This window comes from Duganella violaceipulchra, from assembly GCF_019166075.1.
Classification (GTDB): Bacteria; Pseudomonadota; Gammaproteobacteria; order Burkholderiales; family Burkholderiaceae_D; genus Rugamonas; species Rugamonas violaceipulchra.
Map to the genome: position 1 here is coordinate 38,371 of NZ_JAHTGR010000009.1, position 26,709 is coordinate 65,079.

25 protein-coding genes and 1 riboswitch are annotated in these 26,709 nt (G+C 65.2%); of the genes, 10 read left to right on the top strand and 15 right to left on the bottom strand.

Annotated elements, in window-relative coordinates:
* Genes gspE through KVP70_RS17590 form a run of 4 tightly spaced genes read left to right on the top strand, consistent with a single transcriptional unit; the run spans position 1 to position 5,525 of the window.
* Complete coding sequence (gspE, locus tag KVP70_RS17575; protein WP_217943507.1) at positions 1 to 1,422, top strand: type II secretion system ATPase GspE; 1,422 nt, start codon at positions 1 to 3, stop codon at positions 1,420 to 1,422.
* A 10-nt stretch (positions 1,423 to 1,432) separates the two neighbouring features.
* On the top strand, positions 1,433 to 2,653 hold the full coding sequence (gspF, locus tag KVP70_RS17580; RefSeq protein WP_020704234.1) for a type II secretion system inner membrane protein GspF: 1,221 nt from the start codon (positions 1,433 to 1,435) through the stop codon (positions 2,651 to 2,653).
* A gap of 16 nt (positions 2,654 to 2,669) precedes the next feature.
* Positions 2,670 to 3,266: a type II secretion system protein N gene (locus KVP70_RS17585; RefSeq protein WP_217943508.1), complete on the top strand. Its 597-nt coding sequence runs from the start codon at positions 2,670 to 2,672 to the stop codon at positions 3,264 to 3,266.
* A 9-nt stretch (positions 3,267 to 3,275) separates the two neighbouring features.
* Positions 3,276 to 5,525, top strand: a complete 2,250-nt coding sequence (locus KVP70_RS17590; RefSeq protein ID WP_217943509.1) for a patatin-like phospholipase family protein — start codon at positions 3,276 to 3,278, stop codon at positions 5,523 to 5,525.
* Here KVP70_RS17590 and KVP70_RS17595 read toward each other — a convergent pair.
* The 10 genes from KVP70_RS17595 to KVP70_RS17640 form a co-directional block, all read right to left on the bottom strand.
* Complete coding sequence (locus KVP70_RS17595; protein ID WP_217943510.1) at positions 5,515 to 6,267, bottom strand: helix-turn-helix domain-containing protein; 753 nt, start codon at positions 6,265 to 6,267, stop codon at positions 5,515 to 5,517. The two genes, KVP70_RS17590 and KVP70_RS17595, sit on opposite strands and share 11 nt — an antisense overlap.
* A 186-nt stretch (positions 6,268 to 6,453) precedes the next feature.
* Positions 6,454 to 6,660: a hypothetical protein gene (locus KVP70_RS17600; protein ID WP_217943511.1), complete on the bottom strand. Its 207-nt coding sequence runs from the start codon at positions 6,658 to 6,660 to the stop codon at positions 6,454 to 6,456.
* A 12-nt stretch (positions 6,661 to 6,672) separates the two neighbouring features.
* Positions 6,673 to 8,013 (bottom strand): ATP-dependent protease ATPase subunit HslU, encoded by a 1,341-nt coding sequence (hslU, locus tag KVP70_RS17605; RefSeq protein ID WP_217943512.1) that lies wholly within the window; start codon positions 8,011 to 8,013, stop codon positions 6,673 to 6,675.
* The gene (gene hslV / locus KVP70_RS17610; protein WP_217943513.1) at positions 8,010 to 8,552 is read right to left on the bottom strand and encodes an ATP-dependent protease subunit HslV; all 543 of its coding nucleotides are present in this window, start codon (positions 8,550 to 8,552) and stop codon (positions 8,010 to 8,012) included. The genes hslU and hslV overlap by 4 nt, the downstream gene beginning before the upstream one ends.
* Before the next feature lie 71 nt (positions 8,553 to 8,623).
* On the bottom strand, positions 8,624 to 9,946 hold the full coding sequence (locus KVP70_RS17615) for an STAS domain-containing protein (RefSeq protein ID WP_217943514.1): 1,323 nt from the start codon (positions 9,944 to 9,946) through the stop codon (positions 8,624 to 8,626).
* Between the two features lie 66 nt (positions 9,947 to 10,012).
* Positions 10,013 to 10,462, bottom strand: a complete 450-nt coding sequence (gene dksA / locus KVP70_RS17620) for an RNA polymerase-binding protein DksA (protein ID WP_217943515.1) — start codon at positions 10,460 to 10,462, stop codon at positions 10,013 to 10,015.
* An 89-nt stretch (positions 10,463 to 10,551) separates the two neighbouring features.
* Entirely contained in the window at positions 10,552 to 11,616 is a 1,065-nt protein-coding gene (locus KVP70_RS17625; protein ID WP_217943516.1) for a CobW family GTP-binding protein, read from the bottom strand.
* Positions 11,617 to 11,747: 131 nt separating this feature from the next.
* The gene (xerC, locus tag KVP70_RS17630) at positions 11,748 to 12,695 is read right to left on the bottom strand and encodes a tyrosine recombinase XerC (protein WP_217943517.1); all 948 of its coding nucleotides are present in this window, start codon (positions 12,693 to 12,695) and stop codon (positions 11,748 to 11,750) included.
* Positions 12,696 to 12,703: 8 nt separating this feature from the next.
* Positions 12,704 to 13,372, bottom strand: a complete 669-nt coding sequence (locus KVP70_RS17635) for a DUF484 family protein (protein ID WP_217943518.1) — start codon at positions 13,370 to 13,372, stop codon at positions 12,704 to 12,706.
* Between the two features lie 122 nt (positions 13,373 to 13,494).
* Positions 13,495 to 14,550, bottom strand: a complete 1,056-nt coding sequence (locus KVP70_RS17640; RefSeq protein ID WP_217943519.1) for a porin — start codon at positions 14,548 to 14,550, stop codon at positions 13,495 to 13,497.
* A 423-nt stretch (positions 14,551 to 14,973) separates the two neighbouring features.
* Here KVP70_RS17640 and KVP70_RS17645 point away from each other — a divergent pair, with 423 nt between their 5' ends.
* Complete coding sequence (locus tag KVP70_RS17645) at positions 14,974 to 16,530, top strand: tetratricopeptide repeat protein (RefSeq protein ID WP_217943520.1); 1,557 nt, start codon at positions 14,974 to 14,976, stop codon at positions 16,528 to 16,530.
* Between the two features lie 23 nt (positions 16,531 to 16,553).
* Here the strand turns inward: KVP70_RS17645 and dapF are convergent, their stop codons facing one another.
* The 3 genes from dapF to KVP70_RS17660 are packed head-to-tail and all read right to left on the bottom strand — an operon-like array spanning position 16,554 to position 19,171.
* Entirely contained in the window at positions 16,554 to 17,417 is an 864-nt protein-coding gene (gene dapF, locus KVP70_RS17650; protein ID WP_217943521.1) for a diaminopimelate epimerase, read from the bottom strand.
* 15 nt (positions 17,418 to 17,432) lie between these two features.
* On the bottom strand, positions 17,433 to 18,311 hold the full coding sequence (locus tag KVP70_RS17655) for an LpxL/LpxP family acyltransferase (protein ID WP_217943522.1): 879 nt from the start codon (positions 18,309 to 18,311) through the stop codon (positions 17,433 to 17,435).
* A complete protein-coding gene (locus KVP70_RS17660; RefSeq protein WP_217943523.1) occupies positions 18,308 to 19,171 on the bottom strand; it encodes a lysophospholipid acyltransferase family protein in 864 nt (287 codons plus the stop codon). The genes KVP70_RS17655 and KVP70_RS17660 overlap by 4 nt, the downstream gene beginning before the upstream one ends.
* 195 nt (positions 19,172 to 19,366) lie before the next feature.
* Between KVP70_RS17660 and metK the strand changes: the two genes are divergently transcribed.
* A complete protein-coding gene (gene metK, locus KVP70_RS17665; protein ID WP_161086607.1) occupies positions 19,367 to 20,533 on the top strand; it encodes a methionine adenosyltransferase in 1,167 nt (388 codons plus the stop codon).
* 128 nt (positions 20,534 to 20,661) lie between these two features.
* Here metK and KVP70_RS17670 read toward each other — a convergent pair whose 3' ends face one another.
* Positions 20,662 to 21,189, bottom strand: coding sequence for a hypothetical protein (locus KVP70_RS17670; RefSeq protein WP_217943524.1), 528 nt, complete (start codon positions 21,187 to 21,189; stop codon positions 20,662 to 20,664).
* Between the two features lie 121 nt (positions 21,190 to 21,310).
* Positions 21,311 to 21,378, top strand: a riboswitch (S-adenosyl-L-homocysteine riboswitch).
* A gap of 26 nt (positions 21,379 to 21,404) precedes the next feature.
* On the opposite strand from KVP70_RS17670, the gene ahcY reads away from it, so the two are divergent.
* From ahcY to metF, 3 genes are all read left to right on the top strand, one after another.
* Positions 21,405 to 22,832 (top strand): adenosylhomocysteinase, encoded by a 1,428-nt coding sequence (gene ahcY / locus KVP70_RS17675; protein WP_217943525.1) that lies wholly within the window; start codon positions 21,405 to 21,407, stop codon positions 22,830 to 22,832.
* A 77-nt stretch (positions 22,833 to 22,909) separates the two neighbouring features.
* Positions 22,910 to 23,260: a phage holin family protein gene (locus KVP70_RS17680; protein WP_026334838.1), complete on the top strand. Its 351-nt coding sequence runs from the start codon at positions 22,910 to 22,912 to the stop codon at positions 23,258 to 23,260.
* Complete coding sequence (metF, locus tag KVP70_RS17685) at positions 23,253 to 24,080, top strand: methylenetetrahydrofolate reductase [NAD(P)H] (protein WP_217943526.1); 828 nt, start codon at positions 23,253 to 23,255, stop codon at positions 24,078 to 24,080. The genes KVP70_RS17680 and metF overlap by 8 nt, the downstream gene beginning before the upstream one ends.
* On the opposite strand, the gene KVP70_RS17690 is transcribed toward metF, so the two are convergent.
* Entirely contained in the window at positions 24,072 to 24,668 is a 597-nt protein-coding gene (locus KVP70_RS17690; protein WP_255575833.1) for a 5-formyltetrahydrofolate cyclo-ligase, read from the bottom strand. The genes metF and KVP70_RS17690 overlap by 9 nt on opposite strands.
* 35 nt (positions 24,669 to 24,703) lie before the next feature.
* Between KVP70_RS17690 and KVP70_RS17695 the strand changes: the two genes are divergently transcribed.
* The gene (locus tag KVP70_RS17695) at positions 24,704 to 26,683 is read left to right on the top strand and encodes a lytic transglycosylase domain-containing protein (protein WP_217943528.1); all 1,980 of its coding nucleotides are present in this window, start codon (positions 24,704 to 24,706) and stop codon (positions 26,681 to 26,683) included.
* The last annotated feature ends 26 nt before the right edge of the window (positions 26,684 to 26,709 follow it).

The window sequence follows — 26,709 nt, forward strand, 5'->3', positions numbered from 1 at the left end:
ATGAGCAATCTCCTACCCTACGCTTTCGCCCGCGATTTCGTGGTGCTGGCGCAGCAGAGCGACGAAGCCGAACACACGGTGGACGTGCTGGTCTGCGGCGCCACCGCGCCGGCGGCCATCGCCGAAGTGTCGCGCCGTTTCGGCCGCATCCAGCTCAAAAGCATGCCGCGCGCCGATCTGGAAATCGCCATCGCGGCGGCCTACGCCAGCTCGGGCGGCAACGCCTCGATGGTGGCCGAGGAATTCGACGCCGACCTCGATCTGACCAAGCTGCTGCAGGACGTGCCGGCCATCGAAGACCTGCTGGAATCGTCCGACGACGCGCCGGTGATCCGCATGATCAACGCCTTGCTGACGCAGGCGCTGCGCGACAGCGCCTCGGACATCCACATCGAGCCGTTCGAGCAGACCTCGGTGGTGCGCTTCCGCGTCGACGGTTCGCTGCGCGACGTGGTCCGGCCGCGCAAGGCCATTCACGGTTCGCTGATCTCGCGTATCAAGATCATGGCGCAGCTGGACATCGCCGAAAAACGCCTGCCGCAGGACGGCCGCATCACGTTGCGCATCGGCGGCAAGCCGGTCGACGTGCGGGTGTCGACGCTGCCGACCGGCCACGGTGAACGCGCGGTGCTGCGTTTGCTGGACAAGGAAGCGGGCCGGCTGGACCTGAACCACCTGGGCATGAGCGAGACCATGCTGCCGGAGTTCGACGCGCTGATCAACCAGCCGCACGGCATCGTGCTGGTGACCGGGCCGACCGGCTCGGGCAAGACCACCACCTTGTACGCGGCGCTGTCGCTGCTGAACGCGGCCACCACCAACATCATGACGGTGGAAGACCCGATCGAGTATGACCTGAACGGCGTCGGCCAGACCCAGGTCAACCCGCGCATCGACATGACCTTCGCCAAGGCCCTGCGCGCCATCCTGCGCCAGGACCCGGACGTGATCATGATCGGCGAGATCCGCGACCTGGAAACCGCGCAGATCGCGGTGCAGGCTTCGCTGACCGGCCACCTGGTGCTGGCGACGCTGCACACCAACGACGCCGCCGCCGCCGTCACGCGGCTGCTGGACATGGGCATCGAACCGTTCCTGCTGTCGTCGTCGCTGCTGGGCGTGCTGGCGCAGCGGCTGGTGCGCAAACTGTGCGGCAGCTGCAAGAGCTACGACGGCAAGCTGTGGCACGCGGTCGGCTGCGAGCATTGCGGCCATACCGGCTACCAGGGCCGGGTCGGCGTGTACGAATTCCTGCAGACGACGGAGCAGATCCGCGCGCAGATCCACAACCGCGCTTCCGAGGCCGAGGTCAAGGCGGCGGCGGTGGCGGGCGGCATGCAGACCATGCGCGAGGACGGCGAGCGTTGGCTGGCCGCCGGCGTGACCACGCAGGCCGAACTGCTGCGCGTGACCAAAGACTAGGCGACCGAAGATGCCCGCATTCCGTTATGAAGCCGTCGACGCCGGCGGCGCCACCAAGAAGGGCGTGCTCAATGCCGACAGCGCGCGTTCGGCCCGTTCCGAGCTGCGCACGCAAGGCCTGGTGCCGCTGAAGGTGGACGCCATCGCCGCGCAGGTCGACGCCGCCGGCGTGACCAAGAGCCGCGGCTTCGGCGAGCGCCTGTCGGCCACCGAGCTGGCGCTGTTCACGCGCCAGCTGGCCAGCCTGCTGGAGGCGGGGCTGCCGCTGGAGCAGGCCTTCACCGCCTTGCTGGAGCAGGCCGAGCGTCCCTACATGCGCGACCTGATCGCCTCGATCCGTTCCGAAGTGATCGGCGGCGCCGCGCTGTCCGACGTGTTGGGACGCCATCCGCGCGACTTCGCCGAGATCTACCGCGCGCTGGTCGCCTCCGGTGAGCAGATCGGCCAGTTGTCGCGCGTGCTGTCGCGCCTTGCCGACTACATCGAGCGCCGCAATGCGCTGATCCAGAAGGTCAAGCTGGCCTTCACCTATCCGGCCATCGTGACGGTGGTGGCGTTCTCCATCGTGATCTTCCTGCTGACCTACGTGGTGCCGCAGATCGTCTCGGTGTTCGCCAACACCAAGCAGAAGCTGCCCATCCTCACCGTCATCATGCTGGCTGTGTCGGACTTCGTGCGCAGCTACGGCATCGTGGTGGCGATCCTGCTGGTGGGCGCCTGGTTCATGTGGCGCCGCGCCTTGCAGAACCCGGCGCTGAAGCGGCGCTGGCACACCTGGCTGCTGACCGCGCCGCTGTACGGCAAGTTCGAACGCAGCCTGAACACGGCGCGTTTCGCCAGCACGCTGGCGATCACCACCGGCTCCGGCGTGCCTATCCTGCGCGCGCTGGAGACCAGCCGCGATACGCTGTCCAATGTCGCCATGCAGGAGCTGGTCGACGAGGCCAGCGACGCCGTGCGCGAGGGCGTGAGCCTGGCGCGCTCGCTGTCGGCGCAAAAGCATTTTCCGCCGATGCTGATCCACATGATACGGGCCGGCGAAATCACCGGCGAGCTGCCGGCCATGCTGGACCGCGCCGCCGCCGCCCAGGAATCGGATCTGGAACGCCGCACGCTGACCATCGCCGGCCTGCTGGAGCCGGCGCTGATCCTGGCGATGGGCGTGGTGGTGCTGCTGATCGTGCTGGCGGTCCTGATGCCTATCATCGAAATTAATCAGCTGGTACGCTGAGGAAGCAAAGAGAACCATGAAGCGTTTGCCATTATTCGTTACCATTCTTGCCGTGGTGCTGTTGTCGGCGTCGCTGGCCTACTGGGGCCTGCAATTGTTCAAGCCGCAGCAGCGCGCCATCGCCGCGCCGCCGCAGCAGTTCGCCGCGCCCTTGAACATCGAGGCGGCCAAGGGCCTGTTCGGCGGCCAGATCACGGTCGCCGCCATCAGCAACTATCAGCTCAAGGGCGTGATCGCCGCGCGCAACGGCGGCAGCGACAGCGCCGCCATCATCGTGGTCGACGGCCAACCGCCGATGGCGCTGGGCGTGGGCCGCGAAGTGGCGCCCGGCGTGACGGTGAAGGAAGTCCATCCGAAGTACGTGATGCTGTCCGAAGGCGGCGCCCTCAAGCGCCTGGAGCTGGCCACCGATGCCGGCGCCGGCGCCGGTGCGGCCGGCGGCCAGCCGCCGTCGCTGTTGCCTGGCGCGGGCCAGCAACCGCTGCCGCCGATCGCGCCGCCGACACCGCAAGCGCCGCCGCCGCAACAGCCGCCGCCGCAACAGCCACCGCCGCGCTCCAGCGTTTCCGGCACCACTATCGCTCCCGTTCCCGGTTTCGACCGCACACAATAGGCCATCCCCATGGTGATCTCCCGTACCCTGGCCGCGGCTTTTTGCTGCGGCTTTTTCTTGGCGGCCGCGATCTGCGCGCCCGCCGCCGCACAAACCGCGCCCGGCGCCACCTCGATCGCTGCCGACGCCGCCATCAAGCCGCGGCCGAAGGTCGCGCTGGTGCTGTCGGGTGGCGGCGCGCGCGGCTTCGCCCACATCGGCGTGCTGCGCGCCTTGCAGGAATTGCGAGTGCCGGTGGACTTCGTGGTCGGCACCAGCATGGGCAGCGTGGTCGGCGGCGCCTATGCCGCCGGCAGCTCGGTCGAGCAGCTGGAGCAGCTGGTGCGCCGCACCGACTGGAACGCCGTGGTGGCCGACCGTCCGCCGCGCGACGAGCTGGTGTACCGGCGCCGCGAGGAAGACTTGCTGCTGCCGTCGCGCATCGAGTTCGGCGCCAAGCTCGATGGCGTGTCGCTGCCGCCGGCCGCCGCCGGCAACGAGGCGCTGGAACTGGCGCTGACCCGCGTGCTGCCGCACGGCGCGCGCGACAAGCCGGTCAACCTGCTGCAACTGCCGTTCCGCTCGGTCGCTTCCGACCTGGTGACGGGCGAGCTGGTGGAGCTGAACGACACGCCGCTGTTCCTGGCGATGCGCGCCTCGCTGGCGGTGCCGGGCGTGTTCGCGCCGGTGCGGGTCAACCAGCGGCTGCTGGTCGATGGTGGCCTGGTGCGCAACCTGCCGGTGGACGTGGCACGCGACATGGGCGCCGACATCATCATCGCCGTCAACGTCGGCACGCCGCTGGCGCAGGAAAAGGAATTGATCAGCGCGGTCAGCGTGGCGCAGCAGATGCTGCAGATCCTGACCGAACAGAACGTCCAGCGCTCGCTCAAGGAGCTGCGTCCCAACGACATCCTGCTGGCGCCGGACTTGGGGGGCATCGGCTTCCTCGATTTCGCCCGCCACGACCGCGCCATGAAGGCCGGCGAGGCGGCGGTGCGCGCCATGAGCGCGCAGCTGGTCAGGTTGGCCTTGCCGGAGGCGCAGTACGCGTCGTATGAGCTCAAGCGTTTGTCGGCGCCGGTGGGCATCGACCAGCCGGTGCGGCTGACCAGGCTGGAGGTGGCGCCGAGCGGACGCATCAATCCGAAGGAGCTGGAAGTGCAGTCCGGCTTGCAAGTGGGGCAGATGGTCACCGGCGAACAGGCGCAGGCGGCCGGCAACCAGCTGTTCGGCCGCGGCGACCTGGCGCGGGTGGAAACCGAAATCCACGACGACAAGGATGGCCGCAGCGTGTTGATCAAGCCGACCGAGGCCGACTGGGCGCGCAGCCGCCTGCGCGTGGGCCTGGAGCTGACCAGTGATTTCTCCGAGAATAACACCTTCGAGTTGAAGGTGATGCATGTGCTGTCGTCGCTGAACGACTGGGGCGCCGAGCTGCGCACCATCGGCAAGGTCGGCACCGAGCGCGCGCTGGGCATGCAGTTCTGGCAGCCGCTGGGGGCCGGTTCGCAATGGTATGTGGCGCCGGAATTGCATTACAACTCGTCGGCCGTCGACATGTTCAACGCCAGCGGCTTGCGCCAGGCGCGCTATGCCTTTAACAGCCAGGGCGGAGGCGTGACGCTGGGGCGCCAGCTGGGCCATTGGGGCGATCTGCGCTACAGCGTGACGCGCGAGAAGCAGGTGTTTCACCAAAGCATACCGGAAGACCTCACCGAGGGCCGCGAGATGCAGACCGTGCAGCAGCTGTCCTTCAATGTCGACAGTCTCGACACGGTGGCCTTTCCGACCCGCGGCACGCTGTTCTTGCTGGGCTGGCAGCGCCTGATGCACAGCGGTTCCACCGGCGCCGTGCCGACCACCCAGGCCGTGCAGGGCTTGCAGGCCTTCCATGTGGACCGCTGGGCCGGCCATGTGTATGCGGAATGGTCGCGCAGCCAGGGCGGCGCCTCGTCGAACAACCTGGGTGGCTTCCTGCGCCTGTCGGGCTCGACGCCGCAATCGATCGTCGGCGACCGCACGCTGCTGGGACGGGTGGTGATGGCGCGCAGCATCGGCGCGATGCCGGCCGCGCTGGGCGGCGATGTGCGGCTGGGCTTTTCGCTGGAGGCGGGCGGCGCCTACAGCCCGATCAGCCCGCTGCGCTGGGGCGCGCTGCACCAGGCCGCCAGCGGCTTCATCGCGGTCGATACGCGCTTCGGTCCGCTGTACCTGGGCGCCGGCACCACCAAGGGCGGCAACTCCAGCGCCTATCTGTTCCTCGGTCCTATCTGGTAGCCGGCGGCGGCGCGCGCCGCAGCGCGGTGAAGGCGGCGAACTCCCACGAGCGGAAGCCGACCAGCAGGGTGAAGCCGTCGCGCTCCTGCGGCGCCAGCTTGCGGTCGCCCTGGTGCAGCCGCGCCAGCTCGCCGGCCAGCTGCTGGATGCGGCCCACCAGTTCCTCGGCGCTGGGCAGCGACAGCCGCGCCGGCAGGCACAGCAGCGTCTCGCCGGCGCCGTCGAAGCTGCCGCTGAAATAATCGGCCACCGCGTGTTCGCGGAAGAATTGCTGCACCGGCCCGTCCGGCAGCCAGCGGAAGGCGTTCGACACGCGCAGGCGGTAGCGGTTCAGCGGCTTCAGTTCGATCACGCCCAGCCGGTCCAGCTCGGCCAGCAGCATGATGCATTCGGGTTCGCTCAGGTTGTAGGTTTCCAGCACCTGCTCCATGGTCCAGTGGCCCAGGCAGCAGATCGCCATCAGCAGCAGGTGCGGCTGCGCCATCAGGGCTTTTTCCTGGGGCAGGGTCAGGGCGTCGGCCTGCGGCGTGGCGTCGGCCGCGCCGCGCAGCACGTCCTCCATCGCCACCCCCGCCGCCTTGCAGATTTGCGCCAGCCGCGACAGCGACATGTCCTGCTGGCCGAACATGCGCTTGACGCTGGACTCGCTCATGGCGATCCGTTCGGCCAGCATTTTGTAGGTGACGCCGGCGGTCCGCATCTGGGTCCGCAAGACTTGCAGCAGCAATTCCGGTGAGCTCATACCCCGCCTTGGCAAATAAACAAAAAGGTATCGTAGCACGGTACCGGATGGCGTGAAAAGCAGGGCTTGGAATAATCGGGTGGTACATCGCGCGGAACTGGGGGACACTGCGGCACGCTGTCCCTCGCAGCAGGGATGGCACCGAATAAGCCGAGAGCGGGCGCCGCCACCGGCGTCCGCTAACGCTTACTTTTCCTCCGGGTCCGGCTTCAGGCTGAGCTTCGCCAGCAGGCGCTTGGCGGCTTGCCGGTCCGTCGCTTGCGGCTTGGCGTGCGGACCGGCGCCGCCGGCGCGCGCCTTGGCCGCCAGCGCCACCGGATTGCGCGGCGGCTTCTGCGACGGTTCGACCCGTATCGTCATCTTCTGCCGCGTCGACAGTGCCTTGTTGGCCATGACCCCAACTCCTTACAGCACGTAGCGCGACAGGTCTTCGTTGACCGCCAGCGCATCGAGCCGCGCGTTGACATAGGCCGCATCGATGGTGACGAGCTTGCCGCTGTCGTCGCTGGCCGTGAAGGACAGTTCTTCCAGCAGCTTTTCCATCACCGTGTACAGCCGGCGCGCGCCGATGTTCTCGGTGCGCTCGTTGACCGAGTAGGCGATCTCCGCCAGCCGCGTGATGCCTTCCGGCGCGAACTCGATGGTGACGTTCTCGGTGGCCAGCAGCGCCTCGTACTGCTTGGTCAGGCAGGCGTCGGTGCTGGTCAGGATGCGTTCGAAATCGGCGATCGACAGCGACTCCAGCTCGACCCGGATCGGGAAGCGGCCCTGCAGCTCGGGGATCAGGTCGGACGGCTTGGCCAGGTGGAAGGCGCCCGAGGCGATGAACAGGATGTGGTCGGTCTTGATCATGCCGTACTTGGTGTTGACGGTGGTGCCCTCGACCAGCGGCAGCAGGTCGCGCTGCACGCCGGCGCGCGAGACGTCGGCGCCGCCCACTTCCGAGCGCGAGGCGATCTTGTCGATCTCGTCGAGGAAGACGATGCCGTTCTGCTCGACGTTCTGGATGGCCTTCTGCTTCATCTCGTCGTCGTTGACCAGCTTGGCGGCTTCCTCGTCGATCAGCACCTTCATCGCTTCCTTGATCTTGACCTTGCGCGCCTTCTTGCGGCTGCCGCCGATGCCGGAGAACATGGACTTGATCTGCTCGGTCATTTCCTCCATGCCGGGCGGGGCCATGATCTCCATTTGCGGCCCGGTATCGGCCAGCTCGATCTCGATTTCCTTGTCGTCCAGCTCGCCCTGGCGCAGGCGCTTGCGGAAGGTCTGGCGGGTGGTGTCGACTTCCTTCGGCGCGTCCGACGGCGCGGCCTGGTGGAAGCCGAAGTCGCGCGCCGGCGGCAGCAGGATGTCGAGCACGCGGTCCTCGGCCGCGTCCTCGGCGCGGGTGCGCACCTTGGCCATCTCGGCCGAACGGGTCTGCTTGACGCCGATGTCGATCAGGTCGCGGATGATGGTGTCGACGTCGCGGCCGACATAGCCGACCTCGGTGAACTTGGTGGCTTCGATCTTGATGAAGGGCGCGTCGGCCAGCTTGGCCAGGCGGCGCGCGATCTCGGTCTTGCCGACGCCGGTGGGGCCTATCATCAGGATGTTTTTCGGCGTGATCTCGTGGCGCAGCGGTTCCTCGACCTGCTGGCGGCGCCAGCGGTTGCGCAGCGCGATCGCCACCGCCTTCTTGGCGTTGCCCTGGCCGACCACATGTTTGTCGAGTTCGCCGACGATTTCTTTCGGGGTCATGTTCATGCTGGGTCCAGTGTCTCGATGATGTGGTTCATATTGGTGTAGATGCACAATTGGCCGGCGATGGTCAGTGACTTTTTGACGACTTCCGTCGGCGACAGTTCCGTATTTTCCACCAGCGCCTTGGCCGCCGATTGCGCATAGGTGCCGCCGGAGCCGATGGCGCCGATGCCGTCTTCGGGCTCGAGCACGTCGCCGTTGCCGGTGATTACCAAGGTCGATTCGCTGTCGGCCACCAGCAGCATCGCTTCCAGGCGGCGCAGCACGCGGTCGGTGCGCCAGTCCTTGGCCAGCTCGACCGAGGCGCGCAGCAGGTTGCCCTGGTGTTTTTCCAGCTTGCCCTCGAAGCGGTCGAGCAGGGTGAAGGCGTCGGCGGTGCCGCCGGCGAAGCCGACCAGCACCTTGCCCTGGTAGACCTTGCGCACCTTGCGGGCCGTGCCCTTCATGACGATGTTGCCCAGCGTGACCTGGCCGTCGCCGCCCAGCGCGACTTGCTTGCCGCGCCGTACGCACAGGATGGTGGTGCCGTGAAATTGTTCCATAGTTACCTCAAAGTAAAGACGCAAACTGCTGCAAGACTGAAAAATGGGGCTGGACCTGGGAATTACAAGTTTCAGTATTTGTGCGGGTAGATCCGGGCGATGTCGGCATAGCCCAGCAGGCGCAGCAGCGCGGTCACCAGGTGGTTGACGTCGCGGAACTCGATCTTCTTGCCCAGCTGGGCCAGGCTGGCGTGCAGCTGGTTGGCGCAGGCGTAGTCGATGCGCGTCAGGCGCGAGCAGTCGAACACCAGGGTCTGGTACTGATCAGCATAGTGCTGGATCTGGCCGAGTAAAGGGCCGAGCTGGCCTTCGAGCTGCGGCGGCAGCATGAAGCGGTCCGGTGACGCCGACACGTGCTGGGCGGAGGCGGTGGCCACCTTGTGCGGCGCCGTGAACGACGGCGGCGACACTTCGAAGGTGACGCAGTAGTCCATGCCGATTTCCTCGAATTCCTTTTCGCGGTTCAGCAGTTGCAGCAGCTCCAGCAGCAGCAGCCACGGCGCCTCGGTGTCGTCGCGGCGGCCGATGGCGATGCCGTCGCGGATCAGCGCGGCCAGGCCGTCGGCGCCCACCAGGATCAGCTCGCGCTGTTGGGCTTGCAGCTTGCGCAAGGTGTCGAGCAGCAGCGCGCAGCCGGCCGCCTCGACCGCCGCCACGCGGGAAAATTCCAGCCGCAGCACCGGGCTGGCGGCGGCCGATTGCTGCAGCCGTTGCAGCTGGTCGGCGATGTGGGTATCGAGCACGCCGGCGAAGGCTTCGGTCGGTGTCAGGCCGGCAAAGCCGGGCGAGGAGGCGGCCAGCGCGGCCGGGGCGTTCCATGGCGGCGGCGAGGTCTCGAAGGTGCTGGCGTAGTCGATCGACAGGTTGTCGAAGCGGTCGCGCTGGCCGCTGACCTGGTACAGGTCGAACAGCATCCACCAGACGGTGCGGTCGCCCGCGGCCTCGGCCAGGCCGGCGCTGAGCAGCTGCTCGGCCACGGCGCCCTGGCCGTTGGCGTACAGGATGGCGATCTCTTCCACCACGGGGGCGGTCTCGGCGGCCACGGCCAGTTGTGGCAGGTCGTCGTCGCGCAGCAGCAGGGTGGTGGGGATGTCGGCCAGGGCCTGGGTGTCGGGGCCTCCGTCGGCGTGGGTGGCGGCCTCGGGCCGGGCCGGGCGGGCGGCGCGCTGGCTGCCCCAGGCCGGTTCCGGCTCGTTGAAGATGTCGAAGGTCATCGCCGATTCGATGGCGTCGATCTTCATCGCGGTGGCGCGGGCGATCTCGCGCTGGCGCGCCTGCTGTTGCTGGCGTTCGGTTTCGCTGTTGGCGGCCAGACGCGCCGCCTCGTCATCGTCGTTGCTCGACTGCGGGGCGGGTGCGGCGTCGCTCTTCTTGAAGATGGAGAACAGTCCCACGCTGATCCTCGTGTTTGCCCTAAAAAAAAGCACGCGGCTGCGTGCTTTTTTTAAAGTCCCAGCGAATTAATCGCCGTACAATTTCTGCTTCAGTTCGCGGCGCTGCTGGGCTTCCAGCGACAGCGTGGCGGTCGGACGGGCGATCAGGCGTGGAATGCCGATCGGTTCGCCGGTCTCTTCGCACCAGCCGTAATCGCCGCCGTCGATGGTAACGATCGATTGCTGGACCTTTTTCAGCAGCTTGCGCTCGCGGTCGCGGGTGCGCAGTTCCAGCGCATGTTCTTCTTCGATGGTGGCGCGGTCGGCCGGGTCCGGCACGAGCACGGTTTCGCGCAGGTGTTCGGTGGTTTCGCCTGCGTTCTTCAACAATTCTTTTTCAAGCGCTTGCAGCTTGGCTTTGAAGAAGGCCAATTGCGCCGGATTCATATAATCCTTTTCATCCATCTTCAGAATTTCTTCTTCGGTCAGGATGCGGTCGGCGGCGGCGGGGGTCGATTTATTAGTTTTGGTGGTCATAACTTCGCTTACCTTCGATACGACAGAGTTTTCAATTAATCAGCCCGGAGTTTGTGGCTATTTAGCCATCCCCACAAAACCCGGATAGTTTATACCAGACATTGTTCTAAACCGCTAATAAAGATATCTTTCGGCAGATTTTTACCGATAAATACCATTTTGCTGCCTCGAACGTCGTTTTCTCCCCATTTGGCGCCCAGGTCGCTGCCCATGATCTGGTGCACGCCCTGGAACACGACCTTGCGATCGGCGTCTTTCATGAACAATACGCCTTTGTAGCGCAGCATGCGAGGACCGTAGACATTTACCAGGCCGCCGAGGAACTCGTCGAGCTTGGCGGTGTCGAACGGGCGTGTACTTTTGAACACAAACGCGGCGATATCGTCGCTGTGGTGGGCATGGTGGTGGTTGTGGCCGTGTTCCTCGTGGTGGTGGCCATGATCATGATTGTGGCCGCAGTGCTCGTCATGCACATGGTCGTCGTCGTGGGCCTGGTCGGTTTCTAGGAAGTCCGGGTCCAGCTCCAGCTTGTCGTTCAGGTTGAAGCCCTTCAGGTCCAGCACCTCGGACAGCGGGGCGCGGCCGAAGTCGGCCGTGCTGATAGGCGCGCGCGGGTTGATGCGCTTGAGGCGGGCGGTCAGGGTGGCCACGTCCTCGGCGCTGACCAGGTCGGTCTTGGACAGCAGCAGCTTGTCGGCGAAACCGACCTGGCGCTGGGCTTCCTCGTGCTGGTCCAGCTGGTCCATGGCGTGCCGGGCGTCCACCACGGTGACCACGGCGTCCAGCATGTAGTGAGCGCCCACTTCCTCGTCGACGAAGAAGGTCTGGGCCACCGGGCCGGGATTGGCCAGGCCGGTGGTCTCGATGACGACGCGGTCGAAATGCAGCTCGCCGGCCTCGCGCTTTTGCGCCAGGCCGCTCAGGGCCACGATCAGGTCGCCGCGCACGGTGCAGCAGATGCAGCCATTGTTCATTTCGACGATCTGTTCGCCGCTGTCCTGCACCAGGATTTCGTTGTCGATGTTTTCCTGCCCAAACTCGTTTTCAATGACGGCGATGCGCATGCCGTGCTGTTCCTGCAGGATGCGGTTCAGCAAGGTGGTCTTGCCGGCGCCAAGGAAGCCGGTGAGGATGGTGGTCGGTATCAGTGCCATGGTGCTTACCAGTCTGGTCTAGGGGAACCCCTAGATGGGGATCAAATGCGGAAATGCAACCAGCCGATTATGCCGGAATTTGGCCGGACCTAGCAATTCGTCCGATTGAGCAACGTCAGTACGGCCGGCGGCTATTTCACCTTGGCACGCGGATGGGTCTGGTCGTAGACCTCGGCCAGGTGCTGGAAGTCCAGCGCGGTGTAGACCTGGGTCGAGCTGATGCTGGAGTGGCCCAGCATTTCCTGCACCGCCCGCAGGTCGCCCGACGATTGCAGCAGGTGCGAGGCGAACGAGTGGCGCAGCATGTGCGGGTGCACGTGCACCGGCGCGCCCTGGGCCACGCCATGGGCCTGCAAACGCTGCTGTATCACCCGCGGCGACACCCGCGTGCCGCGCGTGCTGAGGAACAGGGCGTTGCCGCCGTCCGAGGGCGCCGGCCGCACGGCGATCCAGGCCGCCAGCGCCGCCAGCGCGGCGCCGCCCACCGGCACCACGCGCTGCTTGTTGCCCTTGCCGGTGACGATGACTTCGCGGTTCTCCAGCGCCACCCAGCCCAGCGCATCCTTGCCGGCGGCCAGGTCCAGCCCGGCCAGCTCGGACACCCGCAAGCCGCTGGAATACAACAGTTCGAACATGGCGCGGTTGCACAGCTCGGCAGCCTCCGGGGCGGCGCCGGCGTGCGGCCGGGGCGGCGCCACCAGCTGCACCGCATCGTCCACCGACAGCGCGCGCGGCAGCGTCCTGGCGCGCTTGGGCGCGCGCACGCCCTGCACCGGGTTGGCCGCCAGCGCGGTCTGACCGCCCAGCCAGTCGAAAAAGCCGCGCCAGCTCGACAGCTTGCGCGCGATCGAACGCGGGTCGAGCGCGCGCGCGTGCAGCTTGGCGGTCAGGCGGCGGATGGTGAAGTGGTCGAGCTGCTGCCAGTCCTGGCCGGCGGACGGCCCGGCCACGAGTTTGGCCAATTCGTGCAGATCGCGCCGGTAGGCGCTGACGGTGTGCGGCGACAGCCGGCGCTGGTCGCGCAGCTGGGCCAGGTAAGCGTCGATCCAGGCCAGCTTGCTGTCTGGTTCGACGCTCATGGCGGCGCTCAGGCCAGCAGCCAGGCCAGCGCGGTGCTGGTGGTTTCGCCGATGTGGACCAGGAAATCGGTGGCCATCAGCGACGTGAAGCGCGCCGGATCGGCCGAACCCAGGATCAGCAGGCCGAAGGCGCTCTTGTTGCCCGGCTTGCGCAGCGGAATGATGACGGTGGAGGTGATGCCGGTGGCGTCCGGCAACCAGCGCACCGCCTCGAAATCCTTGTTGGTGCCGCAGTAGGGCGCCATCAGACTGTTGGCGAAGATGCGCGCATCTTCCGACACGCCGTTGACGAACCATTCGCCGAGGTAGTCCGGCGCGGTGTCCCAGATGCGCAGCGTGGCTTGCGGTACATCAAAACCGGACTTCAGGCCGCTGATCACGGCATGTGGCATGGAACCCACATCTTCGGCTTCCAGCAGCACCTTGGTCCAGCGGTGGAATTTGTTGGCGATCGCTTCGTTTTCCGACGCCAGGCGCATGAGATTGCTCATGCGCAATTCCAGCGCCTTGTATTTGTCGCGCATGACTTCCATCTGGCGCTCTTGCAGCGACACGGCGCGTCCCGTCAGCGGGCTGGCCAGTTTGATTTCACCCAGCAATTCAGCGTGTTCTTCGAAGAAATTCGGGTGTTCGGTCAGGTATTGCGCAACGAGGGTGTGATCCAGTGGGACAGTCATTGAGGTACTTTATTGGCGAGGTTGGAAAGGCACAGTCATTCTAAACGAAAAAAAACGGACATGGTTGCCCATGCCCGTCATTCCCCAACCCAAGCGCCGGCAGTTCTTGCCGACTGCGCGGCTTAGAAGTTGTGGTGGATACCGAGGCCGTAGTAGTTCAGCGTGGTAGCTGCCTTCTTGTTCGAGGCATCGAAATACAGATAGGTGCGGGCCGACAGGTTGTAGTCGTAGCCGATCGACGCCTGCTTGGTCTTGGCCAGGGCCGGGTTGCCCAGGGCGTTGTCCGGGGTCTTCTGGCCATAGCCCAGGCGGAACATGCCGGCGCCGACGGTGTAGTTGGCGCCCAGTATCCAGGCCTTGGTGTCAGGATTGATCAGCGTGCTGTTGCCCTGGTCCTGCTTCTGGTAGGAGGCCATCAGCTTCAGCTCGTTCATCGGCTTGAACGACGCGCCCACCGACCACAGTTTGGTTTCGATGGCGTTCTTTTCGTAGGCGGCATAGGCGGCGAACGGGCCGTTGGCGGCGGTGGCGCTCAGCGAGTATGGCGTGGTGACTGGGGCGCTGTTGGCCGCGAACTGCGGCGCGGTCGCGATGCCCTTGCCGATGATGGCGGGGCCGTTGTTGGCTTCCTTGGCCCCCACGGTGACATTCAGCTGGAACATGTCGGCGATCATCGGGGTGTTATAGAACACCGCGTTCGAGAAGCGGTTGCCGGAGTTGCCAACCGGGCTCAGAGGATCGCTGGAGTAGCCGGCCACCTGCAGGTCGGTCTGGTAGCCTGCCACGGCGGGAATGCCGCTCCATGGTTCGAAGGCGGTGCTGGTTTCCTGGAAGGCGGTCAGGCCACGGCCCAGGCGCACGGTACCGAAGTCGCCCTGCAGGCCGACGCGGCTCTGGCCCTGGAACAGCGGACGGCTGTTGGCGCCGGAGGTGTTTTCGATGGTGCCGGTGTCCGGCTCGTAGCGGATTTCCAGCTGGAAGATGGCTTTCAGGCCGCCGCCCAGGTCTTCGATGCCTTTGAAACCGAGTTTGTTGTTGTCGCGCTTGCCCACCTGGGTGGTGGTGCCGGTGCGCTTGGAAATCCCTGCATCCACAGTGCCATAGATGGTCACGGACGATTGCGCGTATGCGCCAGCAAATACGCCCATGAGAGCCAGAGCCACTAAAGATTTTTTCATTTGAGTTATTCCTTTAAGAGTGAACGTGCATACATCCAAAGCTAGCGGGTCGCGTACTTCGACCCTCGGTTGGTAGGAACCTTAATATCCCGCCGGGCCAAAAACGCTGGAATGGTTGATTGTGACGGCTAGTTTTGGTCGAAAGCCCAAGAAACCGGGCTTCTTGTTGTATTTTTGAAACGCTTGATTGGCAGGCCATAAGGGCCTGTTTGGCTATTATTTCCTTTCATTCAGGCATCAAAACAGCTCTAGCGTACAGGGCGAAACGGGGTAGGGCGTTTGTGCGAAATCAAAGCGCTTTGCATAATGTTTATGGTGTGGCGCGGATCGCACGCTACACTCATAAGCACCAACGGTCGTCCCAGCCGGTGCAAACAGCCGGGATGGACCGCCGCATCGATGAATCGGATTAATAGTGAGACGATGGCTAATCGAGAAGAGTTAGGGATCATCCGGGGAGCCCGCGCGGGAGACGCCGTCTGTCAGCTGGCGCTGGGCAAGCTCTATCTGTTCGGCGGCGCCAGTTTGCCGCTCAGCCTGCCTACTGCGCTGCACTGGCTCAACCGCGCCGCGCTGCAGGAGCAGGATGAAGCCTGGATGTTGATCGGCAGCTACGTTCCCTTCGAGCATGCCCAGCACTGCCTGCCGGCGGTGCTGTCCTGGTATGACCGCGCCTACGACGCCGGTGTCGAGCAAGCCGGCCTGGTGCTGGCGCAACTGGTGTTGAACCAGGCAGCCGGGCAGGAAACGTCGCATTTACGCGACAAGGCTTTGCAGGCGCTGGAGACGGCGGCGCGCAGCGGCTCGGCCGAAGCGCAATGGTTGCTGGCGCACCAGTCCGGCGCGCAGCCGCCGTCGCCGGCGCCGCTGGCGCCGCTGCCGTCCCGGCGCGGCCTGGGGCCGCATCGCGCCAGCGTCCGCCAGCAGTGGCTGGCGCGGGCGGCCGACAGCGGCCTGGCCGCCGCCCAGTACGCCGTGCTGGAACAGGCCTGGCACGGCGACCGTGCGGCATTTCTACAACGCGCCTTGCCGCTGGCGCGCAAGCTGCTCGCCGACGCCCCGCTGGACGCCGAAGCGGCCCGCGTGGCCGAGTGGCCGCTGGAGCCGGCCCAACTGACCTTGCTGGCGCGCTGCGCCGAACTGTTCGACGGCAACACCGAACACCGCGACGTGTTGCATCACTGCCGCGAACTGGCCGCCCACGGCGGCGACCGCCACGCGCAGCTGGCGCTGGGCCTGTGGTTTGCCCGCATGGACGGCGACGGCAAGCGGCAGGCCGACGGCATTGCCGCCGTCAACTTCAAGCGCGCCATCCGCTGGCTGACCCAGGCCGGCGACCAGGGCCTGGCCGAAGCCTGGTATGGCCTGTCGCGGATTTATCTGAAACCGGAATTTTCCCAGCGCTGCGTGGCGGAAGCCCAGGCCTACCTGGAGCGGGCGGCCGACATGGGCCATTGCGCCGCGCAGCTGGAGTGCGGCATGTATGCGTGGCGCAACCGCCGCACCGACGAACACAGCGACGTGCGCGCCGCCTACTGGCTGCAAAAGGCGGCGGCCCAGGGCTGCGAGGAGGCGGAAACGGCGCTGGCGCGCGTGGCGGCGGCGCCCAAGGCGTCGGACTGGGCCGACGCAATCTTGCGCGGCAAGACGCGCGAAGCGCTGGAAAGCCAGCCCCTGCTGACGGCGCGGCTGGAGCTGGCCGAGCTGTTCGGCCTGAGCCGGGCGGAAGCGCTGTTGCTGGATGTGAAGGCGGCCGACCAGGGCCATTGCCTGGTGGTGGATATCCGCGCCAGTTACGGCCGCAGCAAGCGGCGCCTGGTGTTGCTGCGCACGGCACGCGAGCGCCAGGCGCTGGACCGCATCGGCCGCCTGTTCGAGCATCTCGACAACGGCCCGGACGGACTGGAGGGCAACTACCGCCAGCGCCTGTACCGGCTCAAGACCTGGCAGCCGGCCGCCGACGACCGGCTGGCCGCCTGAGTTGCCGCCTTAGATCTCGCGCCTTAAATTTCTATTTCGCCTTCGAACACCGTCACCGCCGGGCCGGTCAGCCAGACCGGCTGGCCCACGCCGGCCCAGCTGATCGACAGCTGGCCGCCGCGCGCGTCGACCTGCACCGGGCTGTCCAGCAAGCCGCGGCGGATGCCGGCCACCACGGCCGCGCACGAGCCGGTGCCGCAGGCCAGGGTTTCGCCGACGCCGCGCTCGAACACGCGCAGCTTGACGTGGTGGCGGCCGACGATCTGCATGAAGCCGGCGTTGACCCGGTTGGGGAAGCGCGCATGGTGTTCGATCAGCGGGCCGGTCAGTTCTACCGGCGCGGCGTCGACATCGTCGACGATCTGCACTGCGTGCGGATTGCCCATGGACACCACCGAAATCAGCACGCTCTCGCGCGCGCCGCCCAGTTCCAGTACCAGCGGCCACAAGGTGTCGTCGCCCTGGCGTTCGCCGTGCAGGCCGTCGGCGTCGAACGGCACGCGCTGCGGCTCGAGCACCGGCGCGCCCATGTCGACCGTGATGCTGCCGTCCGCTTCCAGGCGCGGCGCGATCACGCCGGCCTTGGTTTGCACCGTGATGCTGCGCTGCGTGGTCAACCCTTTTTCCGCGACAAACTTGACGAAGGCGCGCGAACCGTTGCCGCATTGCTCGACCTCGCCGCCGTCGGCGTTGAAGATGCGGTAGCGGAAATCGCAGCCCGGCTCGGTCGGTTTTTCCACCAGCAGGATCTGGTCGGCGCCCACGCCGAAGCGGCGGTCGCCCAGCAGCTGCCATTGCGCGGCCGAAAAGTCGATGTCCTGGTTGATGCCGTCGATGACCACGAAGTCATTGCCGGCGCCATGCATTTTGGTGAATTTGAGTTTCATCTGCTGCCTGTGTTGTTACTCGGAACGCTGGTACAGCGAAGCTTCGCCGTTCGGGCGCGTCTTGAACCGTTTGTGCGTCCAGAAATATTCAGCCGGGGCTTCGCGCACGCGCTCCTCGATGAACTGGTTCATGCGGCGGGTGGCGGCAACCATGTCGGGACCAGGGTAATTGTCCCACACCGGATAGAATTTCACACGCCAGCCCTGGTAATCGGGCAGGAAGGTGGCGATCACCGGCATCACTTGGGCGCCGGTGGTGGCGGCGATGCGGGCGGTGGCGGTCAGGGTGGCCGCCTCGATGCCGAAGAAGGGCACGAACTCGGCATCCTTTTCACCGAAGTCCATGTCCGGCAGCATGAAGTAGGGCAGCTTGTCGCGCAGCGCGCGCAGGATGGGCTTGATGCCGTCCTGGCGGGTGAACAGCTTGACCGGCTGGAAGCGGGCGCGGCCGGCGCGCAGCACCTGGTCGAAGGCGGCGTTCTTTTGCTGCACATACATGGACGAGGCGCTGGTCACCATGGCGATCGAGGCGCCGGCCACGTCCAGGCAGACGAAGTGCGGGCACAGCAGGATGGTCGGCCTGGCCGTCATCTCATCCACCGGCACCGGGCCGGGCTCGACCTTGATCAGGCGCTTCAGCCTGGCCTCCGACGCCCACCACAGGATGCCGCGTTCCCACACGCTGCGTGAATAGGCCTGGAAGTGGCGGCGGGCGATGTCGGTGCGCTCGGCCTCGGTCAGCTCCGGCATGCACAGGCGCAGATTGGTCAGCGTGATGTGGCGGCGCGCGCGCATCACCACGAACAGCAGGCTGCCGATGGCGTCGCCGAAACGGCCCAGCACCGGCAGCGGCAGCCAGTGCAGCAGCCACATGATTCCTAGCAGCAGCTTCATGCCGATTCTCCCGGGGCGGGTGCGGAGTCGGGCCCATCGATACCGGCCGGCACCTTGTAGCGGTTGTAGCTCCAGAAATACTGGCTCGGGCTGCGCGCGATCAGGCGTTCCATCGCGTGGTTGATGGCCTGCGCCTGTTCGGCGGCGCTGCCGTCGAGCGTGCCGTCGAAGGGCACGAAGCGGATCACATAGCCTTTGCCGCCCGGCAGGCGCTCGGCGTAGGTGACGATGATGGTGGCGTCGCCGAGCTGGGCCAGCTTGGCCGGCAAGGTCATGGTGTAGGCGGCGCGGCCGAAGAAGGTGGCCCACACGCCTTCGCCTTCCTGCGGCACCTGGTCCGGCAGCAGGCCGATCGGCTTGCCCTTCTTGAGGCACTTGGCCAGCATGCGCACGCCGGACAGGGTGGCCGGCGCCAGCAGCAGGTTGTCGCGCGCGCGGGCGCCTTCGATCAGCGGTTTCAGCGCGGCCTTCTTGGGCGGACGGTACATCACCATCAGCTCGGTGCGCAGCGCGATTTCCTGCGCGACGATTTCAAAGCAGCCAAGGTGGGGCGTCAGGAACACGATGCCGCGCCCGGCGTCGAGCTCGGCCTGGACGATGGCCCAGTTCTCGTCGGTGGCGTGGCGCGACACGCGCTCCGGCCTGGCGCACCAGATGAAGGGCAGCTCGACGATGCTCTTGCCCGCCTCGGCGATGGCGGCCGGCAGGTGCCGGGAATAGCCGGCCTGCGCCAGGTTGTCGCGCATGCGGCGGCGGTAGGAAGGCGAGCCCAGGTAGACCAGCCAGCCCAGCGCGGCGCCCATTGCGTGTAGAAATGGCAACGGGAAGATTGAGAGAAATCGAAAAATTGGTACAAGCATGAGTAATTCGTCTAATAGAGGAGTATTTTGGCTTCTGTTGCTCTGCCAAAATTTTTTAAGAAGCGTAAAATACCACGTATGGAGTATCCGCTGAGTTAACAGACAACTTGCGAAGCGGAATATAAATATCGCTAAAGCGTCGCAAGCCGTATTGGTGAGCGACAAAACATTCTCAACCAGTACCAGGAGCTTGCGATGTCTAACGATTATCTTTTCACTTCCGAATCCGTTTCGGAAGGCCACCCCGACAAGGTCGCCGACCAAATTTCCGACGCGATTCTGGACGCCATCCTGACCCAGGACCCGAAGGCCCGCGTTGCTGCGGAAACCCTGTGCAACACCGGCCTGGTCGTGCTGGCCGGCGAGATCACCACCTTCGCCAATGTTGATTATATTCAAGTTGCGCGCGAAACCATCAAACGCATCGGCTACGACAACACCGACTACGGCATCGACTACAAGGGTTGCGCCGTGCTGGTGGCCTACGACAAGCAGTCGCCGGACATCGCCCAGGGCGTGGACGAAGGCGCGGGGATAGACCTGGATCAAGGCGCGGGCGACCAGGGCCTGATGTTCGGCTACGCCTGCGACGAAACCGCGGAACTGATGCCGGCCGCGATCCACTACGCGCACCGCCTGGTCGAGCGCCAGTCGCAGCTGCGCAAGGACGGCCGCCTGCCTTGGCTGCGTCCGGACGCCAAATCGCAAGTCACGCTGCGCTACGTCAACGGCCGCCCGGTCGCGGTCGACACCGTCGTGCTGTCGACCCAGCACGCGCCGGAAATGCAGCACAAGCAGATTGAAGAAGCGGTGATCGAAGAGATCATCAAGCAGGTGCTGCCGCGCGAATGGCTGGTCGACACCAAATACCTGGTCAATCCGACCGGCCGCTTCGTCATCGGCGGTCCTCAGGGCGATTGCGGCCTGACCGGCCGCAAGATCATCGTCGACACCTACGGCGGCGCCAGCCCGCACGGCGGCGGCGCGTTCTCCGGCAAGGACCCTACGAAAGTGGACCGTTCGGCCGCCTACGCCGCCCGCTACGTGGCCAAGAACGTGGTGGCCGCCGGCCTGGCGCGCCAGTGTCAGGTGCAGGTCAGCTACGCCATCGGCGTGGCGCGTCCGATCAACATCACGGTGTATACCGAAGGCACGGGCGTGATCCCGGACGACAAGATCGCCGCGCTGGTGATGGAGCACTTCGACCTGCGTCCGAAAGGCATCGTGCAGATGCTGGACCTGCTGCGTCCGATCTACGCCAAGACCGCCGCCTACGGCCACTTCGGCCGCGAAGAGCCGGAATTCACGTGGGAACGCACCGACAAGGCCGCGATCCTGCGCGCCGCGGCCGGCCTGAAGTAATCCCGCCGCACTAAACGACAACGCCCCGCATGCCGGGGCGTTGTCGCGTCTGGGCTAGGTCGGCCGCTTGGGCGGCGGCGGTATTGGATTGGGTGGTTCATATCTGCGGCGGGGATCGTCTTTCGGCATCATATTTCCTCCTTCGGTTGCCGGCCCAGGGCCTGATTGACGGTGGCCTGCGTGGTAACGCGCAGCTTTTGCGTCAGCAGCAAGTCATACGGAAATTTGCTGACTTCGGTGCCGTACTTGCTTCTGAAACCCAGCAGTTTCTTTTCGAACTCAACAATGGAAAAGTTCGGGTTGATTTTCATCCGGACAACCAGCGAGCCGATCTCGATGGTCAGGGCGCTGAGGCTGACGGCGGATGTGGCATGTGCCTGCAGTTTCTCGGCGACCGACAATTGCCGCGATATGATGGCGAGCAGGGCGCTGGCGGAGGTGAACATCGGCCATAAAAAAGTATAGTCGCTATTTTTCCAGAATACGAGGCCGGCCAGCGCCGCACCGCCCGATGAGATCGCCACCGCGACCTTGGTGATGCTGTCCAGCCATACCCAGCGCGCCAGCAAGGCCGTCTTGAGTTCGCCGGCATAGCTGGCGCGGTATAGCAGGTCCTGGGCTTCATTCCAGATTGCATCGCGGGGATCGATAGTCATGATGGGCGCCGCCTGAAAAATCCAGCTTAGCCGGCGCTGCAGTCGTTGATTTGATCCGCCACAAACGAGACTTTATTGGCGGCCCAGTTCACCATTCCAGCCCAACGGTGCTAAAATGCGGCTTCCGAGGAGCGTTGCGACGAATCATGAATTCGCCAGGCTCGGAGTCCCAAACCGCGCTCACGTTACTTTTTTCAACATGAAAGGAGGGCGTGATGAACGCCGTACTCAAATCCGCACAAGACTTCCTGGTCGCCGACATCTCCCTGGCCGCCTGGGGCGACAAAGAAATCAAGATTGCCGAAACCGAAATGCCTGGCCTGATGGCCATCCGTGAGGAATTCGCCGCCACGCAACCGCTCAAGGGCGCGCGCATCACCGGTTCGCTGCACATGACCATCCAGACCGCCGTGCTGATCCAGACGCTGGAAGCGCTGGGCGCCAAGGTCCGCTGGGCCTCGTGCAACATCTACTCGACCCAGGACCACGCTGCCGCCGCCATCGCCGCCGCCGGCACCCCGGTGTTCGCGATCAAGGGCGAAACCCTGGACGAATACTGGGACTACACCCACCGCATCTTCGAATGGCCTGCCGACGCCGCCGGCAACGCGGTCTACTCGAACATGATCCTCGACGATGGCGGCGACGCCACGCTGCTGCTGCACCTGGGCGCGCGCGCTGAAAAAGACATCTCGGTGCTGGCCGCTCCCGGCTCGGAAGAAGAGATCTGCCTGTTCAACGCCATCAAGGCCCACCTGGCGATCGACCCGCTGTGGTACTCCAAGCGCCTGCCGCAGATCCTGGGCGTGACCGAGGAAACCACCACCGGCGTGCACCGCCTGTACCAGATGCACAAGGAAGGCAAGCTGGCCTTCCCTGCGATCAACGTCAACGACTCGGTCACCAAGTCCAAGTTCGACAACCTGTACGGTTGCCGCGAATCGCTGGTCGACGGCATCAAGCGCGCCACCGACGTGATGATCGCCGGCAAGGTCGCCGTGATCGCCGGTTACGGTGACGTCGGCAAGGGCTCGGCCCAAGCCATGCGCGCGCTGTCGGCGCAAGTGTGGGTCACCGAAATCGATCCGATCTGCGCACTGCAGGCCGCGATGGAAGGCTACCGCGTGGTCACCATGGATTACGCCGCCGAACACGGCGACATCTTCGTCACCTGCACCGGCAACTATCACATCCTGACCGAGCAGCACATGCTGGCCATGAAGGACCAGGCCATCGTCTGCAACATCGGCCACTTCGACAACGAGATCGATGTCGCCGCGCTCAAGAAGTACACCTGGGACAATATCAAGCCGCAGGTCGACCACGTGATCTTCCCGTCGGGCAAGCGCATCATCCTGCTGGCCGAAGGCCGCCTGGTCAACCTGGGTTGCGGCACCGGCCATCCGTCGTACGTGATGTCGTCGTCGTTCGCCAACCAGACCATCGCCCAGATCGAGCTGTACGCCAACACCGACAAGTATCCGGTCGGCGTCTACGTGCTGCCCAAGCACCTGGACGAAAAAGTGGCGCGCCTGCAGTTGAAGAAACTGAACGCGCAGCTGACCGTGCTGACCGAAGAGCAAGCGGCCTACATCGGCGTGTCGCAGGCCGGCCCGTACAAGCCTGACCACTACCGTTATTAATCTGCCGGTGTGAAGCGGGGCCGGCGGAATCGCCGGCCCTGTTTTTATCCAGTCCTTTTTTGCAGCGAGTTCATTTTATGCGTTTGGTCCTTACCTGGTTAATCAATGCAATTGCCTTGCTGGCAGTTCCCTACCTGATGCATTCCGTCGATGTCACAAGCATAGGCGCAGCCCTCGTCGCGGCTCTTGTACTGGGCCTGGTCAATACGCTGATACGCCCCGTGCTGTTGTTGCTGACGCTGCCCGTGACCGTGGTGTCGCTGGGCCTGTTCATCTTCATCATCAACGGCTTCATGTTCTGGCTGGTCGCCCAATGGGTGGACGGCTTCCACGTCGACAGCTTCGCGTCGGCGATCGGTGGCGCACTGTTGTACAGCGTGATTTCCTGGGCCCTGTCTACCTTACTTTTGAAGAAGTCAGATGGCTAATCATAATTTCAGTATCGAGTTCTTTCCGCCCAAGACGGCGGAGGGTGCGGAAAAGCTGCGCGTCACGCGCGCCAAGCTGTCCGAGCTCAAACCCAAATATTTTTCCGTGACCTTCGGCGCCGGCGGCAGTACGCAGCGCGGCACGCTCGACACCGTGGTGGAAATCCTCGCCGCCGGTGAAGACGCCGCGCCGCACCTGTCCTGTGTCGGCGGCACGCGCGAATCGATCCGCGAGATCCTCACGGAATTCAAGGCCCACAACATCAAGCGCATCGTCGCGCTGCGCGGCGACCTGCCGAGCGGCTACGGCGCGGCCGGCGAGTTCCGCTACGCGAACGAGCTGGTGGAGTTCATCCGCCAGGAGACCGGCGAATGGTTCCACATCGAAGTGGCGGCCTATCCGGAAGTGCACCCGCAGGCCAAGTCGCCGCAGGACGACCTGCTGGCGTTCGAGCGCAAGGTGAAGGCCGGCGCCAACGCCGCCATCACCCAGTACTTCTACAACGCCGACGCCTACTTCCAGTTCGTCGAGCAGACCCGCAAGATCGGCATCGACGTGCCCATCGTGGCCGGCATCATGCCGATCACGAACTACACGCAGCTGATGCGCTTCTCGGACATGTGCGGCGCCGAGATCCCGCGCTGGGTGCGGTTGAAGCTGGCCAGCTTCGGCGACGACAGCGCCTCGATCAAGGCCTTCGGCCTGGACGTGGTGACGGCGCTGTGCGAACGCCTGCTGGCGGGCGGCGCGCCCGGCCTGCACTTCTACAGCATGAACCAGGCCGCGGCCACCACCGCGCTGTGGCAGCGTTTAGTGTAGTTCGGTGATGATGCGGTCCAGCGCCACATCGTGACCGTCGCTGTCGAACCGTATCCGCAGGCACTGGTAGGCAATGCCCAGTGTCTGCGGGCGCGGTGAGCGCGCCAGCGTGCGGTCGTAGAAGCCGCCGCCATATCCCAACCGGTAGCCCTGCGGATTGAATCCCAGGCACGGCACCAGCAGCGCCGGCGGAGTCGCCTGCTGCAAGCGCAGCTCGGCCGGCACCGCCACCCCCATCGCATCCTTGACCATCGCCTCGCCGATGCGCCATTCGGCAAACTCCAGCGCCGCATGTTTTTCCACCACCACCGGCAGCAGCAGCCGCGCACCCAGCCGCGCCAGTTCCGCGTAGGCCGCGTGCAGATCCGGCTCGTCGCGCAGCGGCCAGTACACGCCCAGCGCCGCCGGCTGCGCGGCCTTCCACCAATCCACGACCTGCGCGCCGATCGCATGGTCCCACGCGGCGCGCGTAGTGGCGTCCAAAGCGCGCCGCGCAGTCAACAATTGCTTGCGCAAATCGGCCTTTTGCGGGGCTGGCGGGGCTGGTGGTGCGGTCGTGGCGCGTGGTATTCTAGGGTCGCTGGTCATAGGTTCAGATTTTCAAGACTTTAGAGAGTTGCACATTGATTTCCGCTTTGAAATGGATTGCCGGCGCCGCCGCCTTTGCCGCAGTGGCCCTGAGCTCCCTGGCCCACGCCGACGACCTTGGCGATGACGGCCGCAGGGCGGACGATTCCTTCCTGCTGCTGCGCGACGCCGTGCGCCAGGACGACGCATCCAAGGCCGATTTCTACGCCGCTCGCCTGGGCGATTATTCCATTCCGTCTTATGTCGATTATTATCGGCTGAAACCGCGCCTGAAGGATGCCTCGCAAGCGGAAATCCGCGATTTCATGAAACGTTACGAAGGCCAGGCCATCGTCGACCGCCTGCGCAACGACTGGCTGCTGGAACTGGGCCGCAAGCGCGACTGGGCCACCTTCGACGAGCAGCTGCCGCTGTTCGTGCTGAACGACGACACCCAGGTCAAATGCTACGCGCTGCAATCGCGCGCGCTCAAGGGCCAGAAGGTGGCAGGCGACGCGCGCGAGCTGCTCACCGCGCCGAACGGCTACGGCGAAGCCTGCGCGGGCCTGATCGCCACGCTGTACCAGGCCGGCCAGTTCAGCATCGACGACCTGACCGCGCAACTGCGCCTGTCCGGCGAGTACAACGCCACCGGCCAGGCGCGCCGCATCGTCGCGCTGTTGGACGGGAACGAGAAGAAGGCCGTGCAGGCGGTCGACCTGCCCGCCATCACGCTGGCCAAGGGCGTGGGCAACGGCCGCGTCGAACACGAGATCTACATCGTCGCCATCGGCCGCATGGCCAAGACCAGCACCAAGCTGGCGGTGCTGGCGCTGAACAAGGCCTCGTCCAAACTGAGCCCGCAGGAGCAGCAGGAAGCCTGGGCCGCGGTGGCGCTGCAATCGTCGTATTCGCTGTCGCCGGAGACCACCGAGTACTGGCAGAAGTCGAACGGCGCCGCGCTGTCGATCGACCAGATTCAGTGGAAGACCCGCATCGCGCTGCGCAACGGCGACTGGAAGCAGGTGGAGAAGAACATCCGCAGCATGCCGTCCGCGCTGCGCGCCGATCCGGCCTGGGTCTATTGGCTCGGCCGTTCGCTGATGCTGCAAGCGGGTTCGATCCAGGCCACCGGTGAAGCGATGCAGCTGTTCCGCAGCATTGCGGACCAGTCCAACTTCTACGGCCAGCTGGCGCTGGAGGAAACCGGCAAGCTGATTACCATTCCGCTGCCAGGGCTGCCGATCGCGCAGTCCGAAATCGTGCCGATCGCCGCCAATCCCAACTTCCAGCGCGCCATCAAGTTCTTCAGCATGCGCCTGCGCTTCGAAGGCACGCGCGAATGGAACTGGGGCCTGCGCGGCCTGAGCGAACGCGAACACCTGGCCGCCGCCGAATTCGCGCGCCAGAACAATATCCTCGATCGCATGGTCAACACCTCGGACCGCACCCGCATCCAGGTCGACTACACGCAGCGCTTCCCGTCGCCGCATATCGACATCATGCACCCGACCACGCAGACGCTGGGCCTGGACAAGGCCTGGGTCTACGGCCTGATACGGCAAGAGTCGCGCTTCATCATGGATGCGCAATCGCACGTCGGCGCCTCGGGCCTGATGCAGGTGATGCCGTCCACTGGCCGCTGGGTCGCCAAGAAGATCGGCCTGGCCGACTTCGCGCAGGAGATGCTGAGCGACGTGCGCACCAACATCCTGCTGGGCGCGAACTACCTGAACATGGTGCTGGGGAATATGGATGGTTCGCAGGTGCTGGCCACCGCCGCCTACAACGCCGGGCCGGGCCGCCTGCGCTCATGGCGCTCCATGCTCACCAAGCCGATGGACAGCGCGGTCTTCATCGAGTCGATCCCGTTCGTCGAAACCCGCACCTATGTCAAGAACGTGATGTCGAACACCACCTATTACGCGGCCTTGTTTGAAGGCCGCCCGCAATCGTTGAAGGCGCGCCTGGGCAACGTCGCGCCAAGAGGCTACACCGAACAGGAACAGCAGGAGTCGAGCTTCGGCTCTCGCTGACATCTACAACCATCTTTGGACGCACC

Bases quoted from the DNA above. Each gene is read 5' to 3' on its own strand.
- gspE (WP_217943507.1), top strand. From the start codon at position 1: ATGAGCAATCTCCTACCCTACGCTTTCGCCCGCGATTTCGTGGTGCTG.
- gspF (WP_020704234.1), top strand. From the start codon at position 1,433: ATGCCCGCATTCCGTTATGAAGCCGTCGACGCCGGCGGCGCCACCAAG.
- KVP70_RS17585 (WP_217943508.1), top strand. From the start codon at position 2,670: ATGAAGCGTTTGCCATTATTCGTTACCATTCTTGCCGTGGTGCTGTTG.
- KVP70_RS17590 (WP_217943509.1), top strand. From the start codon at position 3,276: ATGGTGATCTCCCGTACCCTGGCCGCGGCTTTTTGCTGCGGCTTTTTC.
- KVP70_RS17595 (WP_217943510.1), bottom strand. From the start codon at position 6,267: ATGAGCTCACCGGAATTGCTGCTGCAAGTCTTGCGGACCCAGATGCGG.
- KVP70_RS17600 (WP_217943511.1), bottom strand. From the start codon at position 6,660: ATGGCCAACAAGGCACTGTCGACGCGGCAGAAGATGACGATACGGGTC.
- hslU (WP_217943512.1), bottom strand. From the start codon at position 8,013: ATGAACATGACCCCGAAAGAAATCGTCGGCGAACTCGACAAACATGTG.
- hslV (WP_217943513.1), bottom strand. From the start codon at position 8,552: ATGGAACAATTTCACGGCACCACCATCCTGTGCGTACGGCGCGGCAAG.
- dksA (WP_217943515.1), bottom strand. From the start codon at position 10,462: ATGACCACCAAAACTAATAAATCGACCCCCGCCGCCGCCGACCGCATC.
- KVP70_RS17625 (WP_217943516.1), bottom strand. From the start codon at position 11,616: ATGGCACTGATACCGACCACCATCCTCACCGGCTTCCTTGGCGCCGGC.
- xerC (WP_217943517.1), bottom strand. From the start codon at position 12,695: ATGAGCGTCGAACCAGACAGCAAGCTGGCCTGGATCGACGCTTACCTG.
- KVP70_RS17635 (WP_217943518.1), bottom strand. From the start codon at position 13,372: ATGACTGTCCCACTGGATCACACCCTCGTTGCGCAATACCTGACCGAA.
- KVP70_RS17640 (WP_217943519.1), bottom strand. From the start codon at position 14,550: ATGAAAAAATCTTTAGTGGCTCTGGCTCTCATGGGCGTATTTGCTGGC.
- KVP70_RS17645 (WP_217943520.1), top strand. From the start codon at position 14,974: ATGGCTAATCGAGAAGAGTTAGGGATCATCCGGGGAGCCCGCGCGGGA.
- dapF (WP_217943521.1), bottom strand. From the start codon at position 17,417: ATGAAACTCAAATTCACCAAAATGCATGGCGCCGGCAATGACTTCGTG.
- KVP70_RS17655 (WP_217943522.1), bottom strand. From the start codon at position 18,311: ATGAAGCTGCTGCTAGGAATCATGTGGCTGCTGCACTGGCTGCCGCTG.
- KVP70_RS17660 (WP_217943523.1), bottom strand. From the start codon at position 19,171: ATGCTTGTACCAATTTTTCGATTTCTCTCAATCTTCCCGTTGCCATTT.
- metK (WP_161086607.1), top strand. From the start codon at position 19,367: ATGTCTAACGATTATCTTTTCACTTCCGAATCCGTTTCGGAAGGCCAC.
- KVP70_RS17670 (WP_217943524.1), bottom strand. From the start codon at position 21,189: ATGACTATCGATCCCCGCGATGCAATCTGGAATGAAGCCCAGGACCTG.
- ahcY (WP_217943525.1), top strand. From the start codon at position 21,405: ATGAACGCCGTACTCAAATCCGCACAAGACTTCCTGGTCGCCGACATC.
- KVP70_RS17680 (WP_026334838.1), top strand. From the start codon at position 22,910: ATGCGTTTGGTCCTTACCTGGTTAATCAATGCAATTGCCTTGCTGGCA.
- metF (WP_217943526.1), top strand. From the start codon at position 23,253: ATGGCTAATCATAATTTCAGTATCGAGTTCTTTCCGCCCAAGACGGCG.
- KVP70_RS17690 (WP_255575833.1), bottom strand. From the start codon at position 24,668: ATGACCAGCGACCCTAGAATACCACGCGCCACGACCGCACCACCAGCC.